This is a genomic window from Natronomonas sp., from assembly GCF_046483325.1.
Taxonomy (GTDB): domain Archaea; phylum Halobacteriota; class Halobacteria; order Halobacteriales; family Haloarculaceae; genus Natronomonas.
The window spans coordinates 63324-77790 of sequence record NZ_JAWODL010000042.1 but is presented as its reverse complement, the minus strand read 5'-3'; the positions used below and the strand labels follow the sequence as shown (position 1 = coordinate 77790).

Below are 14467 nucleotides of genomic sequence, written 5' to 3'. Positions count from 1 at the left end.
TTGAATCTGACCGTCGGTTCGTGGATTCGATCGATCGACACGCACGGGTTCGGCGCGACGGTTTTTAACGGATGACGACGAAGCCCGATCCGGATGGTCACGATCAAGGACAGCGTACACGACCACATACGAGTCGAGGGAGTCGCGGCGGATCTCCTCGATACCCCCGCGGTCCAGCGGCTCAGGCGGCTCCGACAGCTCGGAACCGTAGGGTTAGTCTATCCGAGTGCGAACCACACCCGATTCGAACACTCACTCGGGGTCTATCACCTTGCGAACTCGGCGCTCGACGAGCTCGGGATCGGGGGGGCGCAGGCCGAACGGCTCCGGGCCGCGGCGATCCTTCACGACGTCGGCCACACGCCGTTCAGCCACAACATCGAGTCGATCATCGCACGATGGACGGGACGCATGCACGACGAGGTGGACGATCTCCTCGAGGAGGGGGAGATCGCACGCGTGCTGGCGCTGCACGATATCGATCCCGAGTTGGTCGCGGACCTCATCGCCGGAGACGGCGAGTTCGGCCAGCTCGTGTCGGGTGAGTTGGACGTCGACCGGATGGATTATCTCGTCCGGGACGCTCACCACACGGGCGTCCCGTACGGCACGATAGACACCGGGCGCCTGATTCGGGAGCTTCGGTTCGTCGACGGCGAACTCGTGCTCGGCGAGGGGAACGTCCAGACGGCCGAATCGCTGCTCGTGGCTCGGGCACTGATGAACCCGGTCGTGTACAACCACCACGTCGCCCGGATCTCGAAGGCGATGCTGCGTCGTGCGACCGAACGGCTGTTGGAGGTCGGTGAGGCGACCGCCGAAACGCTCCGGCGGATGGACGACGCGGCGTTGCTCGTCGCGCTCCGCTCGTGCCCGGAGACGGCGGCGTTCGCGAACCGGCTCGACACCCGATCGCTGTACAAACGAGCGATATGGGCGGAGCTTCGGGACGTACCAGAGGCGATCGTCGATGCGGACCACGAGGCGCGTGGCGAGTACGAGCGGGAGGTCGCGACGCGGGCCGGCGTCGACCCCGACGCCGTCATTATCGACGCCCCCAGTCGGCCTCGGATGCGTGAGTCGACGAGTCGGGTCGTCGTCAACGGCGAAGTCCGGACACTCGGCACACAATCGACGCTCGTGGACGCGCTCCGGCGAGTACAACACGAGCAGTGGCGACTCGGCGTGTACGCACCCGAAGACGCGACGGACGCGGTCGGGCGGGCGGCCGAAAAGACACTCGGGTTAGATCTGGACGCGTTCGTCGTCGACGTACGTAAGGGGATCAACACGACGCTCGACGAGTTTTGAGCCGAACGAACGCTCGAGCCGAAGCTACAACCGATTTAACCGGGCCGATCTATGGGCTCGTATGGAGCTTTTGGGGACGATACTCGCCGGGCCCGACTACGAGCCGGTCGAGGGCCGGGTCATCGTCGAGGGAGGCGAGATCACGGCGATCGAAGAAGCGAAGACCCCATCGTCGGCCATCATCTGTCCGGCGTTCGTCAACGCGCACACGCACATCGGCGATTCGATCGCCAAAGAGGCAGGCCGCGGTCTTTCGTTGGACGAACTCGTCGCGCCGCCTGACGGCCTGAAACACCGGTTGCTCGCCGAGGCCTCGCGCGAGGAACTCGTCGAAGCGATGCGCCGATCGCTGCAGGCCATGATCGCGGGCGGGACCGGTGCATGCATCGAGTTCAGAGAGGGGGGCGTCGAAGGAGTCGAGGCGCTCTCGGCGGCAGCCGAGTCGCTCGATATCGACCCGATCGTGATGGGCAGAGATGAGATCGACGTGCTCGACGTCGCGGACGGGTACGGTGCGAGCGGCGCTCGCGACGGTGAGTTCTCCGCCGAGCGAACCGCCACCAGAGAACGGGGGAAGCTGTTCGGCATCCACGCCGGCGAGCGCGACCCCCACGACATCAACCCGGCGCTCGATCTCGATCCGGACTTTCTCGTCCACATGGTCCACGCCGAACAGTTACACTTGGAACGAATCGAGGACAGCGGAACCCCGGTCGTCGTCTGTCCCCGCTCGAATCTGGTGACTGGCGTTGGCGTGGCACCGATCGCGAACCTCATCGAACGAACCACGGTCGGCCTCGGGACGGACAACGTGATGTTGAACAGCCCGTCGATGTTCCGCGAGATGGAGTTCGTCTCGAAACTGTGCGACGTCTCCGCACCGGAGGTGTTGCGGATGGCGACCGCCGCCGGCGCCGAAATCGCGGGGTTGAACTGCGGGGTCGTAGAGCCAGGCCGGGACGCACGGCTGCTCGTCCTCGACGGGGATTCGGACAACCTCTGCGGCGTTCGAGATCCCGTCAGAGCCGTGGTTCGACGCGCCGGCGTCGACGACGTTACGAACGTCGTATTAAGCTGATCCTCCGGGAAGGCGCGTCTTGCGGGTCGAAACCGGTTTGTACGCGTAGCTCATAGTTTCATGTGGTGTGTTACCTATGTTCGATACGATACTCGTCCCGACGGATGGATCGGAGGGGATGGCCCGAGTGATCGAGACGGCCTCGGAGCTCGCTGACGTACACGATTCGACCGTGCACTTCGTGTACGCCGTCCACACGGCGTCGTTCGCGAGCCTACCGATGGAATCCTCGTGGGAGGGCGTCGGCGTGATGCTCCGCGAGGAGGGAGATAAGGCGCTCGAAGCGGCGAAACGACAGTGCACGGCCGATCGAATCGAAACCGCGATCGTCGACGGGCCACCGAGTCGCGAGATCTTAGCCTACGCCGAGGAGACCGGCTGTGACCTCATAGTCATGGGGACCCACGGTCGCGGCGGGCTCAACCGCCTGTTGCTCGGAAGCGTGGCCGAGCGCGTGGTCCGTTCGGCGACGATCCCGGTCATGACCGTCCGAGTCGGTGAGACGGAGGGGCGTCCGTCGGGGGTCGTCGACGAACAGCCGATCACCGCCGATCCATCGGTCACCGAGGCGCTCGAATAAGCCGAGGCAGGAAAAATACCCTCAGGTCGGACGGAGGTGCTCACAGTCGCCCGCCGAAACGCGCTCGTCTCCGTCGTCGGTCGCCACGACGAGCGTGCCCGGAAACTCGATGTCGACCGCCTCGCCGACGACGTCCCCGTTCGACGTCTGAACGCGGACGCGCTGGCCGAGCGTGGTCGCCGCGTTACACCAGGCCGGCAACACTGATTCGGGATCGGATCGCAGTTCCTCGAATCGTTCTATCAGCGTACGCGTCAACTCGGACCTGTCGACGTCGCCGACCAGTTCGCGGATCGTCGTCGCCGTCTCCGGCACGGCGTCCGCGTCGATGTTCGCGTTGATTCCGATCCCGACGACGATCCAGGAGACCCGGTCTGCTTCCCCTTCCATCTCGGTGAGTATCCCGACGAGCTTTCTCCCGTCGACGAGGACGTCGTTGGGCCATTTGATCCCAGCATCGACGCCGACATCGCGGAGCGCTTCGGTCGTCGCGACGGCCGCTGCGAGCGTGTAGATCGGCGCCTGTGCCGGCGGAATATCCGGCCGACACACCAGACTGATCCAGATTCCCCCGGACGGCGACGAGAACTCGCGGTCGAGCCGTCCCCGACCGCCGGTCTGTTCGTCCGCGAGCACGGCGACGTTCGACTCGCCCGCCGCGGCCAACTCTCTCGCTCGGTCGTTCGTACTCCCGATCGAATCGTGATATTCGATCTCGAACGGAGCCGAAAGACCGTACTCGACGCCCGCACCGCCGAACTCCGGCGTTCCCAACAGGACGTATCCGTTATCACGGCTGTCGATCTCGAACCCCTGCTCTCGAAGCGCTTCGATGTGTTTCCAGACCGCCGCCCGCGAAACGTCGAGTTCGTCGGCCAGCGCCGGGCCCGAGACCGGTGCGTCGGAAAGTGACTCCAGGATCCGTCGTCGAGTCTCCTGCATACGTGATCGTCCACGCGGCGCGCACGGATAACGATCCCGAGAAGCGCGCGTGAGCCGTGTGGCTCGTTCGGAACGATTACTCGAGTACGACGAGCGGATCGCCCTGATCGACCGAGTCACCCTCCGAAACCGCGACTTCGGTGACCGTTCCGCCGACCTCCGTGACGACGTCGTTCTCCATCTTCATCGCCTCGAGCACGCAGATCACGTCGCCGGCGGCCACCTCGTCATCCTCCTCGACGTCCACCGACAGGATTGTTCCCTGCATCTCCGCGCGGACGACCTCGCCGTCGGCCGAGATCTCCGGACCGCTATCGTCGCCGCCGCGGCCGCGTGTCGGCTTCTGAGCGGTCGGGGTGGAGGTCGGGTTACCGCCCGCCACCGCCGCGAACGCGCCGCTTTCCTCCAGGTTGACCTCGAAGCGCTTGCCGTTGACCTCGACGGTGAACTCGCGTTCGACCGTCTCATCGTCCGAGTCGCTCGATTCGATATCTCCGCCCCACTTCGCTTGGGCCGCCTCGATCCGTTCGGGGTCGAGCTCGTTGTCCAGATACTTCGTCGTGTGCGTCCCGGTCGCGAACGTCTCGTCCTCAAGCATCAGCCGGTGGAACGGGATGATCGTCGGGATCCCCCCGATGTCGTACTCCGCAAGTGCCCGGTCCGAGCGCGCGAAACACTCCTCGCGATCGCCGGCGTGGACGATGAGCTTCGCGATCATCGAGTCGTAATCCGTCACGAGATCGTCGCCCTGACGGAGCGCGTCGTCGAGACGAACGCCGATCCCGCCGGGCGGATCGTATGTCTCGAGTGTGCCGCCCGTCGCCGGCGCGAACTCCTCGGCCGCGTTCTCGGCGTTGATCCGGAACTCGATCGCGTGCCCGTCCAGTTCGACGTCCTCTTGCTCGAAGTGGATCTCCTCGCCCGCGGCGACCCGCAGTTGCCACTTGACGATGTCGATGCCGGTCAGCTCCTCTGTGACGCAGTGTTCGACCTGAATCCGGGTGTTGACCTCGAGGAAATAGAAATTCGCATCCGGACCGAGCAGTTCGCCGTCCGCACGATCCTCCTCTTCGACGAGGAACTCGAACGTCCCGGCGTTGTAGTAGTCGGCGGCGTCCGCGCCTCGGCGGGCCGCCTCGCCGATCTTCTCGCGGAGCTCGTCCGAAAGGGCGGGAGAAGGGCCCTCCTCGATGACTTTCTGGTGGCGACGCTGGAGCGAACAGTCACGCTCGCCCAGGTGCCGGACGTTGCCGTGTTCGTCGGCTAGGATCTGTACCTCGATGTGGCGCGGGCGTTCCAGATAGCGCTCGAGATACACCGAGTCGTTGTCGAAGTACGCCTCGCCTTCACGCTTTGCGGCGTCGAGTTGGTCCGCTGCCTCCTCGGGGTCGTGGACGATTTTCATCCCGCGGCCGCCGCCGCCCCCCTCGGCTTTGATCGCGATCGGGTAGCCGTACTCGTCACCGAATTCGTGGACCTCGTCGACCGACGTGACCGGATCCGTCGTCCCCGGAACGATCGGTACGTCGGCCGCGTGCATCACTTTGCGGGCCTTCGTCTTCTCCCCGGCCTGCTCCATCGACGCCGAGGAGGGGCCGACCCACGTCACGCCGTCGGTCGCCTCGACGGTCGCGGCGAACTCCGCGTTCTCGGCGAGGAAGCCGTATCCCGGATGGATGGCGTCCGCGCCCGCCCTCTCGGCAGCCTCGATGACGGCGTCGTGATCGAGATACGACTCCGCCGCACGTGCGGGGCCGATGTTGTACGCCTCGTCGGCGTAGCGAACGTGACCGCTGTGTTTGTCCGCATCGCTGTACACGGCGACGGTATCGACGCCGAGATCGGCACAGGCGCGCATCACGCGCACCGCGATCTCGCCACGGTTTGCGACGAGCACCTTATCGAACATGTTGTCGAATCGGTGTTACGGCGAGTACCTTATTCTATCGATCGATACCGAATCGGTGATCGGGAGAGAAAATTAAAACCGGTCGGTACGCCCCGCCGCGGCCCACTCGTCACGAGGGGCGTCGATAGGTACCCGAACGCGGCGACTCTGGAGCGCTTCGATTCGACCGGCGAATCGCCAGTCGTCCCGCGAAAAGTCGGTCGAACCTTGGCTCGCCGCCGCCTCGGCTTCCGCCGCGAGCGTTCGGAAGACGGCGGTGATGGCGGCCGCCTCGGCCTCGTCCGCGTCGTCCGGGATGTCGAGCTGCATCGTCACAGCGGGATGTTCCCGTGCTTCTTGTCGGGCTGGTCCTTCCGCTTCGATTCGAGCATCTCGAGGTCGTGGATCAACCGTGGGCGCGTGTCCTGCGGTTCGAGCACGTCGTCGACGAAGCCACGCTCGGCCGCCGTGTACGGGTTTGCGAACGTATCGCGGTATTCGTCGATGAGCTGTTCGCGGCGGGCCTCCACGTCTTCCGCATCCGCGAGGTCCTCGCGGTAGAGGACGTTGACCGCGCCCTTCGGTCCCATGACCGCGATCTCGGCGGTCGGCCACGCGTAGTTGACGTCCGCTTCGAGGTGTTTCGATGCCATCACGTCGTACGCGCCGCCGTAGGCCTTCCGGGTGATGACCGTCAGCAGGGGGACCGTGGCCTCGCTGTACGCGTAGAGGAGCTTTGCACCGTGTTTGATGATCCCGTTGTGTTCTTGATCGGTTCCGGGCATGAAGCCGGGCACGTCGACGAACGTGACGATCGGGATGTTGAACGCGTCGCAAAAGCGGACGAATCGGCCGCCCTTGAGCGAGGCATCGATATCGAGCGTGCCGGCGTTGACGCGCGGCTGATTCGCGACGATACCGACGGATCGACCGTCGAGGCGACCGAATCCGGTCACGAGGTTTCGGGCGTAGGCTTCGGCGACCTCGAAGAACGAGTCCTCGTCGACGATCCGGTCGATGACGTCGACGATGTCGTAGGGCTTTCGCGGCTGGTCGGGAACGATCTCCTTGAGTTCGTCGTCGCGGCGGTCGGGGTCGTCCCACGGCTCGACGCGCGGCGGATCCTCGACGTTGTTCGAGGGGAGATACGAGAGCAGGTAGCGGATATCGTCGAGCGCCTCTTTTTCGTCAGCAGCCGAAAAGTGTGCGACGCCGGAATCGGCGGTGTGGGTGCTCGCGCCGCCCAACTCTTCGAAGCCGACTTCCTCGCCCGTGACCGTCTCGATCACGTCGGGGCCAGTGATGAACATGTGGCTCGTCTCCTGCACCATGTAGATGAAGTCGGTGATCGCGGGCGAGTAGACCGCCCCGCCGGCGCAGGGTCCCATGATCGCGGAGATCTGCGGGACGACGCCCGAGGCTTTCTGGTTTCGGTGGAAGATGTCGGCGTAACCTGCGAGCGAGTCGATCCCTTCCTGTATCCGCGCGCCCGCGGAGTCGTTGAGCCCGATGATCGGTGCGCCGGTCTCGACGGCTCGGTCCATCACTTTACAGACCTTCTCGGCGAAGGCCTCGCCGAGCGAACCGCCGAAGATCGTGAAATCGTGCGCGAAAACGAAGACGGTTCGGCCGTCGACTTCGCCGTAGCCGGTGACGACGCCGTCACCGTAGGGCTTCTCGGCGTCCATGTCGAAGTTGGTACTGCGATGCGTCTTCAGCTGGTCGAACTCCTCGAAGGTGCCGTCGTCGACGAAATAGTCGATCCGCTCTCTGGCGGTGAGCTTCCCCTTCTCGTGTTGTTTTTCGATGCGTTCTTCGCCGCCACCGAGCTCGGCTTCACGCTTTTTTTTACGGACTTCGTCGATGCTTTCGTCCATGGTCATGAGTTGGTCTTGCTCGGCAAACGACCAGCAGCGAAAAAGGCGTTCCGCTATCGGTCGACGTGTGCTAGAGGCGAGACGAGAAGGGATCGTTCGACCGTCGTGATAACGTCCACATCGTGGCATCGGTTTAGATATTCGAACGGCACTGCACCGTACGTCGGTCTCAGCGACGAGACGATACGCACTTACCGAGTCCGTCCGATACGGTGCGTGTATGCGTCTCATCGCGCACCGGGGATTCTGCTCGACCTATCCGGAAAACACACTCCAAGCGGTCGAAGCTGCGGCATCGATCGCCGACGAAATCGAGATCGACGTTCGCCGGTGTGGGAGCGGCGAACTGGTCGTCATCCACGATGAAACGGTCGACCGGGTGACCGATGGCAACGGGCCGGTGGCCGAACACACGCGGGCGGATCTCGAAGCGTTGGACGTCCTCGGAACGGGACAAGGGGTACCGACGTTGGAGGACGCTTTGGGCGCCGTTCCGGAGTACGTCGGCGTCAACGTCGAACTCAAAGAGCGGGGGACCGAAGCGGACGCGCTCGAACTGATCGACGCACACCACCCACAGGCGATCGTCTCGTCGTTTTCGCGTCAGGTGCTCGCGGACTGCCGGGAGATCGATCCCACGGTCCCGCGGGCGTATCTCACGGAGGAGTCCGGTGCCGCAGAGATCGAAATCGCGATCCATCTCGATTGCGAGTACTTTCACCCGGCGATGGACATTTGTACCGATCGGATCGTCGCGGATGCACACCGGGCAGGCATGAGCGTCACGGCGTGGTCGGTCGACTCGTCGGACGAAGCCGAGACGCTGGCACGAACCGGTGTCGACGGCGTGATCGCCGATCGACCGGACGTGCTCACTGAGTCGATGGTCTGAGATCGATCGGCGGCCAGTGGATTCTACCGGGACATCGGGAGCGATCCGATTCGGTAATACTAACTCCGGGTCGTTCGACCGTTTGGCCGAACTAGCGATGAAACTTCACGAGTACCAAGCGAAGGGCGTATTCGCCGACGCCGGAATCCCCGTTCCGGACTCGAAGCTTGCGTCGACCGTTGACGACGCGGTCGAGGCGGCCGGCGAGATCGGTTATCCGGTCGCCATTAAGGCACAGGTACAGGTCGGCGGCCGCGGCAAGGCCGGCGGAATCAAACTCGTCGACGAGGAGGAAGAGGCTCGCGAGGCGGCCGACGAGATCCTCGGGATGGACCTCAAAGGTCTTCACGTCGACCGCGTACTCGTCGAAGCCGCGGTCGATTTCACCGACGAACTCTACGTCGGCGTGACGATGGACCGGACCGAGGGCAAGCCGGTCGCGATGGTTTCGACCCGCGGCGGCGTCAACATCGAGGAAGTCGCCGAAGAGGACCCCGACGCGATCGTGCGAGAACACATCGACCCCGCGTTCGGCATGCACCCCTATCAGGCCCGAAAGGCCGTCTTCGACGCCGGCGTCGACCGGGCGGTCGCAAACGATGTCGCGTCGATTCTCACACAGCTCTACCAGCTGTGGGACGACAAGGACGCAACCGATATCGAAGTGAACCCGCTCATGGTCACGGCCGACGACGAGGTCATCGCGGCGGACGCGGTGATGAACATCGACGAGGACGCGCTGTTTCGACACCCCGACCTGGCGGAGATGGAGGAGGAGGCCGCGGGCGACGAACTCGAAGCCAAAGCCAACGAGTACGGCTTTGATTACGTCCGGCTATCCGGCAACGTCGGTATTATCGGCAACGGTGCAGGTCTCGTGATGACGACACTGGATCTGGTCGACTACTACGGCGGCGAACCCGCGAACTTCCTCGACATCGGCGGCGGTGCGAAGGCAGAGCGCGTCACGAACGCCCTCGACATGGTCTTTTCCGACGAAAACGTCGACAGCGTGGTCTTCAACATTTTCGGCGGGATCACCCGAGGCGACGAGGTCGCTAAGGGAATCAACGAGGCGCTCGAGCAGTTCGACGAGATCCCGAAAAACGTCGTCGTCCGACTTGCCGGGACGAACGCCGAAGAGGGTATGGAGATTCTGAACACGGACCTGGTAACGGTCGAGGGAACGCTCGAGGACGCCGTCCAGCGCGCCGTCAACTACGCGGAGGAAGAACAATGAGCATTCTCGTCGACAACGATACGCGCGTCGTGGTACAGGGTATCACTGGCGGTGAGGGGAAGTTCCACACCGGCCAGATGCTCGAATACGGAACGAACGTCGTCGCGGGCGCGGTCCCCGGACGCGGCGGTCAGGAGGTCGAAAGCGTCCCGGTCTACGACACCGTCCAGAAGGCCGCACGCGAGGAGGACGCCAACGCGTCCGTCATCTTCGTCCCGCCGGCCTTCGCCGCCGACGCGATCTTCGAGGCGCTCGACTCGCCGGTCGACCTCGTCGTCGCCATCACCGAAGGCGTCCCGCAGCAGGACATGGCCAAGGTGTACCGAAAACTCGGCGAAACCGACACCCACCTGATCGGGCCGAACTGCCCCGGTCTCATTACCCCCGGCGAGGCCAAGCTCGGCATCCTGCCGGGCAACATCTTCGCCGACGGCAACGTCGGACTCGTCTCCCGGTCGGGGACGCTCACCTACCAGGTCGTCGACAACCTCACCCAGCGCGGCATCGGCCAGACGACCGCGGTCGGGATCGGCGGCGACCCGATCATCGGGACGGACTTCATCGATGCGCTCGAACTGTTCGAGAACGACCCCGAAACCGAAGCCGTCGTGATGTGCGGTGAGATCGGTGGCGAGGACGAAGAGGAGGCCGCAGCGTTCATCGGCGAGCACATGGACACCCCAGTCGCCGGCTTCATCGCCGGTCGCACGGCCCCGCCGGGCAAGCGGATGGGCCACGCGGGGGCCATCGTCTCCGGGTCGGGTACCGGTACCGCCCAATCGAAGATCGACGCTCTGAACGACGCGAGCGTTCCGGTCGGTGACACTCCCAACGAGGTTGCGGATCACATCGAAGAGTTCTTGTAACCGTCCGCAGCGGACGTTTCGTGGCGACCGGCTCTCGGTTTCCGATCGCGATCGGGCGCTGACGCTCCGGGCACGGCGTTTATTCGTTCGGTCCACGTAGCGGAGGTATGCTCTCTCACGTGCTGGTCCCGATGGACGACTCGGAGCTGTCGGAGCGGGCGCTCAGATTCGCGCTCGATGCTCACCCGTCGGCGGAGGTGACCGTCCTCAACGTCGTCGGTGGACCCTCCTCGATGATGGGGCAGGCGGCCAACGTCGTGTTGGCGGATGACCCCGACGCGGAGGCTAAGGATCACGCCGAGGCGTTACTGGAGCGTGCCTGTGATATCGCCGCCGACTACGAGCGAGAGATCGAAACGGACGTACAGATCGGTCATCCGGCTCGTACGATTATAGATGCGGCCGCGGGATACGATGCGGTCGTTATCGGGAGTCATGGCGGGACGCTCGCCAAGCGATTGATCGTCGGAAACGTCGCCGAAATGATCGTTCGACGATCACCGGTTCCCGTCACCGTCGTGCGATGAGTACCGGTAGATGGCCGATCGGCAAAACAGCAACCGCCCGACCAACGGTCGCGCTACGATGACCCGTCGGCGTCGTCCTCAGTGACGGCCTTTTTAACCGTTTCTTCGACCTTCTCACCCACCGTCTCCTCGACCGTTTCTTCGACCTTCTCACCCACCGTCTCCTCGACCGTTTCTTCGACCTTCTCACCCACCGTCTCCTCAACCGTTTCTTCGACCTTCTCACCCACCGTCTCCTCGACCTCCTTGCTCACCGTATCCCCGACGGTCTTTTCAATCTCCTTGCTCACCGTATCCCCGACGGTCTTTTCAATCTCCTTGCTCACCGTATCCCCGACGGTCTTTTCGACCTCCTTACTCACCGTATCCCCGACGGTCTTTTCGACCTCCTTACCGACGGTGTCGCTGACCGTCTTTTCGACCTCCTTGCTCACCGTATCGCCGACCGTCTTTTCCACCTCCTTACCCACCGTATCGCCGACCGTCTTTTCGACCTCCTTACCGACGGTGTCCTCGACCGTCCGCTCGACCTGATCTGCGACCTCTCTCGTCATCCAGTCCGGGTCGAATCGGGCCATCTTCCACACGATGTGAATAACGTACGAGATGATCACTCCCAGCCCGAACGCGATACCGATACCCGTCCCAACGACGACGATCAGTGCGATCGCAGCGAGAATCGCGACACCGTAAGCGAGATCGACGACGAAGTCGACGCGTCTCGGGTTCATCGAGTATCGACCTCGGGCACTGGCGTTGATATCATACCTTACCGATCGTCCCCGGGACGGGAAAAGGCGTCCATTCGCGCCGGGGATCGACGGAGATGGGGTCGTTTAATAACGTCCGATGAGTTCTACCAGTGTGTTCGAACTCCTCTTGCTCTCCGTTGGTATCGTCGTCGCCCTCTTCGTGGGGTTCAACATCGGTGGTGCGACCACGGGACCGGCGTTCGGCCCGGCCGTCGGCGCAAATGCGATCTCGAAGGTCGGCGCGGCAGCGCTGATGTCGGTGTTCTTTTTCATCGGTGGTTGGACGATCGGCCGACAGGTCGTCGACACGCTGGGGAACGAACTGATCACCGACCCCAGCGTGTTCACCATCGAGTCCAGCATCGTGGTGTTGTTTTTCATCGGCGGAGCGCTCTTCGTCGGCAACTACTACGGCGTTCCGGCATCCACTTCGATGACTGCCGTCGGCGCGATCGCTGGACTCGGCGTCGCCACGGATGCGTTGAACTGGGCCGTGATGGGTGAGATCGCAGTCTGGTGGATCGTCGCTCCGATCGTGGGATTTTGGGTCTCCGGGATGGTCGGGCGGTACTTCTACACGCGAATCAACCGCTGGGTGGCGATCACATCGACGCCCGGCCCGTTGGTCGAGATCGATCGAACCGGAGTCATACCCCGACCGATCCCGGGACCGAACACCACCCGTCGAGAGCTCACTGGCGCGATAGTTGTCGTCGGGATCGGCTGTCTGATGGCCTTCTCGTCGGGGACGTCCAACATCGCGAACGCCATCGCGCCGCTCGTCGGGGCCGGCGTGGATATCGACTTGATGATCCTCCTCGGCTGCGGTGCCGTCGCGCTCGGCGCGTTCACCATCGCCCGGCGGACGCTCGACACGCTCGGCAACGACATCACGGAACTGCCGCTGACCGCGGCCATCGTCGTCGCGGTCATCTCCTCGACGATCGTGATCGGCCTCTCGGTTATCGGTATTCCGGCTTCCTTCGTGATCATCGCGACGACCTCCATTATCGGCCTCGGGTGGGGGCGAGCGACCCGAACGAGCACGATCCCCGAGGTCGTACGCGGCGAACAGGAGACGAACGTCTCCGTCGGCGCGCTGACGGCGGAACGCCCCGGCGAGGAGGCCCCGCCGATCGGCGAGGAAGATCCGGCAGATATCCCGAGCGCGACCGACCTGTTCGACCCCACGACGACCGGCCGGGTGATTATCATGCAGAACGTCGTCCCGATCCTCTCGACGGTCGGTGCCTACGCGACGTTCACCGTGCTGTTTCGGGTCGTCTGGTAGCCCGTGCGCGACACGGTCCAGCGAAACCGCTAGAACTGATAGCGGCGCGCGTTGTCGTCGTTAGTCGAAAAGAAATCGCCGCCGCCGGCCATCTCGTCGTACGTCATCCCAGAAAGGTACTCGTCGTACGTCACGTCGTAGCCGCTTCGAAGGTGAAAGTCGAGATTGCCGGTCTCGACGGCGGTCTGAAACAACATGTGGACCGCCCGACGGACGAGTTCGTCCGCGCCGTCGGGGTCGTAGACGCTCTGGAGCATCGCGAGTTCGTTTCGCGTCTCCGTGTCCAGTTCCACCGACAGCTCCTCGTCGAGATCGGTGTACGCTGCCTTTATTTCGTCGGAGAGATCCTCGAGTCCCATACCCGGCGTGAGGTTGGCGCGGGCATGTGGGTTTCGTTCCGGTCGAGCGCGAGCGCGGAAATGAACGCTTAACCGTCGGAATCGACAACCTATGCGTGATGAGGGCAGTCGAGCCGAGAGGATCGATTGAGGTGACCGGGGGATGACCGAGTGGTTCGACGTGCTGGTCATCGCGTTCGTCGCCCAGTTGGCGGTGCTGCCCGGCGAGAAGGTGCAGTTCATCATCGCCGGACTCTCGACGCGATACCATCCTTTCGTCGTCGTCTCGGCGGCAGCGAGCGCCTTCGCGGGCTGGACCGCCCTCGAAGTCTGGTTCGGAGGGGTGCTACAACGCACGCTCTCACCCGTCGTCCTCGACGGGATCACCGCAGGATTGTTCTTTCTCTTCGGCGTCCTGTTGTGGCGGTCGATGCCGGGGCGAAACGACCACGAACCCACGGCCGATGGCGGACTACCGGGCGTGGACGGCGAGATATCGATCCTCGGTCGGGAGGTTCCCGACCGGTTCGGAACGTTTCTACCGATCTTCGCGATGATGGCCGCGGGCGAGTTCGGCGACAAGACCCAACTCGTCACGATCGGCCTCGCGGCGCAGTACTCGGCCGGATCGGCCATCTGGCTCGGCGAGATGCTCGCGATCGTGCCGGTGAGCCTCGTTAACGCGTTCTTCTTCCACCGATTCTCCGGTCGCTTCGACGTGCGAAAGGCACACGCCGCCGGCGCGGTCATGTTCCTGTTTTTCGGCGCGGATACGGTGTTGGCCATGACGACCGACGTGTCGGTGTGGGACTACGCCGTGTCGGCGGTCTCGGGGCTGCTCGCGACCGTGAGATAAATCAAGCCGACGATGGGGACCGAAATCAC

The 14467-nt window shown here is 63.8% G+C and carries 15 protein-coding genes; 9 read left to right on the top strand and 6 right to left on the bottom strand.

Annotated features, from left to right (window positions below; all coding sequences use genetic code 11):
- Window positions 1-93: 93 nt before the first annotated feature.
- From R6U53_RS12810 to R6U53_RS12800, 3 genes are all read left to right on the top strand, one after another.
- On the top strand, window positions 94-1311 hold the full coding sequence (locus R6U53_RS12810; RefSeq protein ID WP_410322760.1) for an HD domain-containing protein: 1218 nt from the start codon (window positions 94-96) through the stop codon (window positions 1309-1311).
- A 61-nt stretch (window positions 1312-1372) separates the two neighbouring features.
- Complete coding sequence (locus R6U53_RS12805) at window positions 1373-2389, top strand: amidohydrolase family protein (RefSeq protein ID WP_410322759.1); 1017 nt, start codon at window positions 1373-1375, stop codon at window positions 2387-2389.
- A 76-nt stretch (window positions 2390-2465) separates the two neighbouring features.
- Window positions 2466-2969 (top strand): universal stress protein, encoded by a 504-nt coding sequence (locus R6U53_RS12800; RefSeq protein ID WP_410322758.1) that lies wholly within the window; start codon window positions 2466-2468, stop codon window positions 2967-2969.
- Between the two features lie 21 nt (window positions 2970-2990).
- Here R6U53_RS12800 and R6U53_RS12795 read toward each other — a convergent pair whose 3' ends face one another.
- The 4 genes from R6U53_RS12795 to R6U53_RS12780 form a co-directional block, all read right to left on the bottom strand.
- On the bottom strand, window positions 2991-3911 hold the full coding sequence (locus R6U53_RS12795; RefSeq protein ID WP_410322757.1) for a biotin--[acetyl-CoA-carboxylase] ligase: 921 nt from the start codon (window positions 3909-3911) through the stop codon (window positions 2991-2993).
- Window positions 3912-3987: 76 nt separating this feature from the next.
- A complete protein-coding gene (locus R6U53_RS12790) occupies window positions 3988-5820 on the bottom strand; it encodes an acetyl-CoA carboxylase biotin carboxylase subunit (protein WP_410322756.1) in 1833 nt (610 codons plus the stop codon).
- 72 nt (window positions 5821-5892) lie between these two features.
- Window positions 5893-6129, bottom strand: a complete 237-nt coding sequence (locus tag R6U53_RS12785) for an acc operon protein (RefSeq protein ID WP_410322755.1) — start codon at window positions 6127-6129, stop codon at window positions 5893-5895.
- Window positions 6130-6131: 2 nt separating this feature from the next.
- On the bottom strand, window positions 6132-7682 hold the full coding sequence (locus R6U53_RS12780) for an acyl-CoA carboxylase subunit beta (RefSeq protein ID WP_410322754.1): 1551 nt from the start codon (window positions 7680-7682) through the stop codon (window positions 6132-6134).
- Window positions 7683-7896: 214 nt separating this feature from the next.
- On the opposite strand from R6U53_RS12780, the gene R6U53_RS12775 reads away from it, so the two are divergent.
- The 4 genes from R6U53_RS12775 (at window position 7897) to R6U53_RS12760 (ending at window position 11201) form a co-directional block, all read left to right on the top strand.
- Window positions 7897-8568, top strand: coding sequence for a glycerophosphodiester phosphodiesterase (locus R6U53_RS12775; protein ID WP_410322753.1), 672 nt, complete (start codon window positions 7897-7899; stop codon window positions 8566-8568).
- A 97-nt stretch (window positions 8569-8665) separates the two neighbouring features.
- Window positions 8666-9808 carry an ADP-forming succinate--CoA ligase subunit beta gene (gene sucC, locus R6U53_RS12770; RefSeq protein WP_410322752.1) on the top strand — a complete coding sequence of 381 codons (1143 nt, stop codon included), beginning with the start codon at window positions 8666-8668 and terminating at the stop codon, window positions 9806-9808.
- Complete coding sequence (sucD, locus tag R6U53_RS12765) at window positions 9805-10674, top strand: succinate--CoA ligase subunit alpha (RefSeq protein WP_410322751.1); 870 nt, start codon at window positions 9805-9807, stop codon at window positions 10672-10674. Before sucC ends, sucD begins: the two co-directional genes overlap by 4 nt.
- 107 nt (window positions 10675-10781) lie before the next feature.
- Entirely contained in the window at window positions 10782-11201 is a 420-nt protein-coding gene (locus R6U53_RS12760) for a universal stress protein (protein ID WP_410322750.1), read from the top strand.
- A 53-nt stretch (window positions 11202-11254) separates the two neighbouring features.
- On the opposite strand, the gene R6U53_RS12755 is transcribed toward R6U53_RS12760, so the two are convergent.
- A complete protein-coding gene (locus R6U53_RS12755) occupies window positions 11255-11932 on the bottom strand; it encodes a hypothetical protein (RefSeq protein ID WP_410322749.1) in 678 nt (225 codons plus the stop codon).
- Between the two features lie 133 nt (window positions 11933-12065).
- Between R6U53_RS12755 and R6U53_RS12750 the strand changes: the two genes are divergently transcribed.
- Window positions 12066-13244: an inorganic phosphate transporter gene (locus tag R6U53_RS12750; protein ID WP_410322748.1), complete on the top strand. Its 1179-nt coding sequence runs from the start codon at window positions 12066-12068 to the stop codon at window positions 13242-13244.
- 29 nt (window positions 13245-13273) lie between these two features.
- Here the strand turns inward: R6U53_RS12750 and R6U53_RS12745 are convergent, their stop codons facing one another.
- On the bottom strand, window positions 13274-13603 hold the full coding sequence (locus tag R6U53_RS12745; RefSeq protein WP_410322747.1) for a hypothetical protein: 330 nt from the start codon (window positions 13601-13603) through the stop codon (window positions 13274-13276).
- Window positions 13604-13745: 142 nt separating this feature from the next.
- Between R6U53_RS12745 and R6U53_RS12740 the strand changes: the two genes are divergently transcribed.
- Window positions 13746-14438 carry a TMEM165/GDT1 family protein gene (locus tag R6U53_RS12740; RefSeq protein ID WP_410322746.1) on the top strand — a complete coding sequence of 231 codons (693 nt, stop codon included), beginning with the start codon at window positions 13746-13748 and terminating at the stop codon, window positions 14436-14438.
- The last annotated feature ends 29 nt before the right edge of the window (window positions 14439-14467 follow it).

Coding starts and splice junctions, on each gene's coding strand:
- R6U53_RS12810 (WP_410322760.1), top strand. CDS start 94: ATGGTCACGATCAAGGACAGCGTACACGACCACATACGAGTCGAGGGA.
- R6U53_RS12805 (WP_410322759.1), top strand. CDS start 1,373: ATGGAGCTTTTGGGGACGATACTCGCCGGGCCCGACTACGAGCCGGTC.
- R6U53_RS12800 (WP_410322758.1), top strand. CDS start 2,466: ATGTTCGATACGATACTCGTCCCGACGGATGGATCGGAGGGGATGGCC.
- R6U53_RS12795 (WP_410322757.1), bottom strand. CDS start 3,911: ATGCAGGAGACTCGACGACGGATCCTGGAGTCACTTTCCGACGCACCG.
- R6U53_RS12790 (WP_410322756.1), bottom strand. CDS start 5,820: ATGTTCGATAAGGTGCTCGTCGCAAACCGTGGCGAGATCGCGGTGCGC.
- R6U53_RS12785 (WP_410322755.1), bottom strand. CDS start 6,129: ATGCAGCTCGACATCCCGGACGACGCGGACGAGGCCGAGGCGGCCGCC.
- R6U53_RS12780 (WP_410322754.1), bottom strand. CDS start 7,682: ATGACCATGGACGAAAGCATCGACGAAGTCCGTAAAAAAAAGCGTGAA.
- R6U53_RS12775 (WP_410322753.1), top strand. CDS start 7,897: ATGCGTCTCATCGCGCACCGGGGATTCTGCTCGACCTATCCGGAAAAC.
- sucC (WP_410322752.1), top strand. CDS start 8,666: ATGAAACTTCACGAGTACCAAGCGAAGGGCGTATTCGCCGACGCCGGA.
- sucD (WP_410322751.1), top strand. CDS start 9,805: ATGAGCATTCTCGTCGACAACGATACGCGCGTCGTGGTACAGGGTATC.
- R6U53_RS12760 (WP_410322750.1), top strand. CDS start 10,782: ATGCTCTCTCACGTGCTGGTCCCGATGGACGACTCGGAGCTGTCGGAG.
- R6U53_RS12755 (WP_410322749.1), bottom strand. CDS start 11,932: ATGAACCCGAGACGCGTCGACTTCGTCGTCGATCTCGCTTACGGTGTC.
- R6U53_RS12745 (WP_410322747.1), bottom strand. CDS start 13,603: ATGGGACTCGAGGATCTCTCCGACGAAATAAAGGCAGCGTACACCGAT.
- R6U53_RS12740 (WP_410322746.1), top strand. CDS start 13,746: ATGACCGAGTGGTTCGACGTGCTGGTCATCGCGTTCGTCGCCCAGTTG.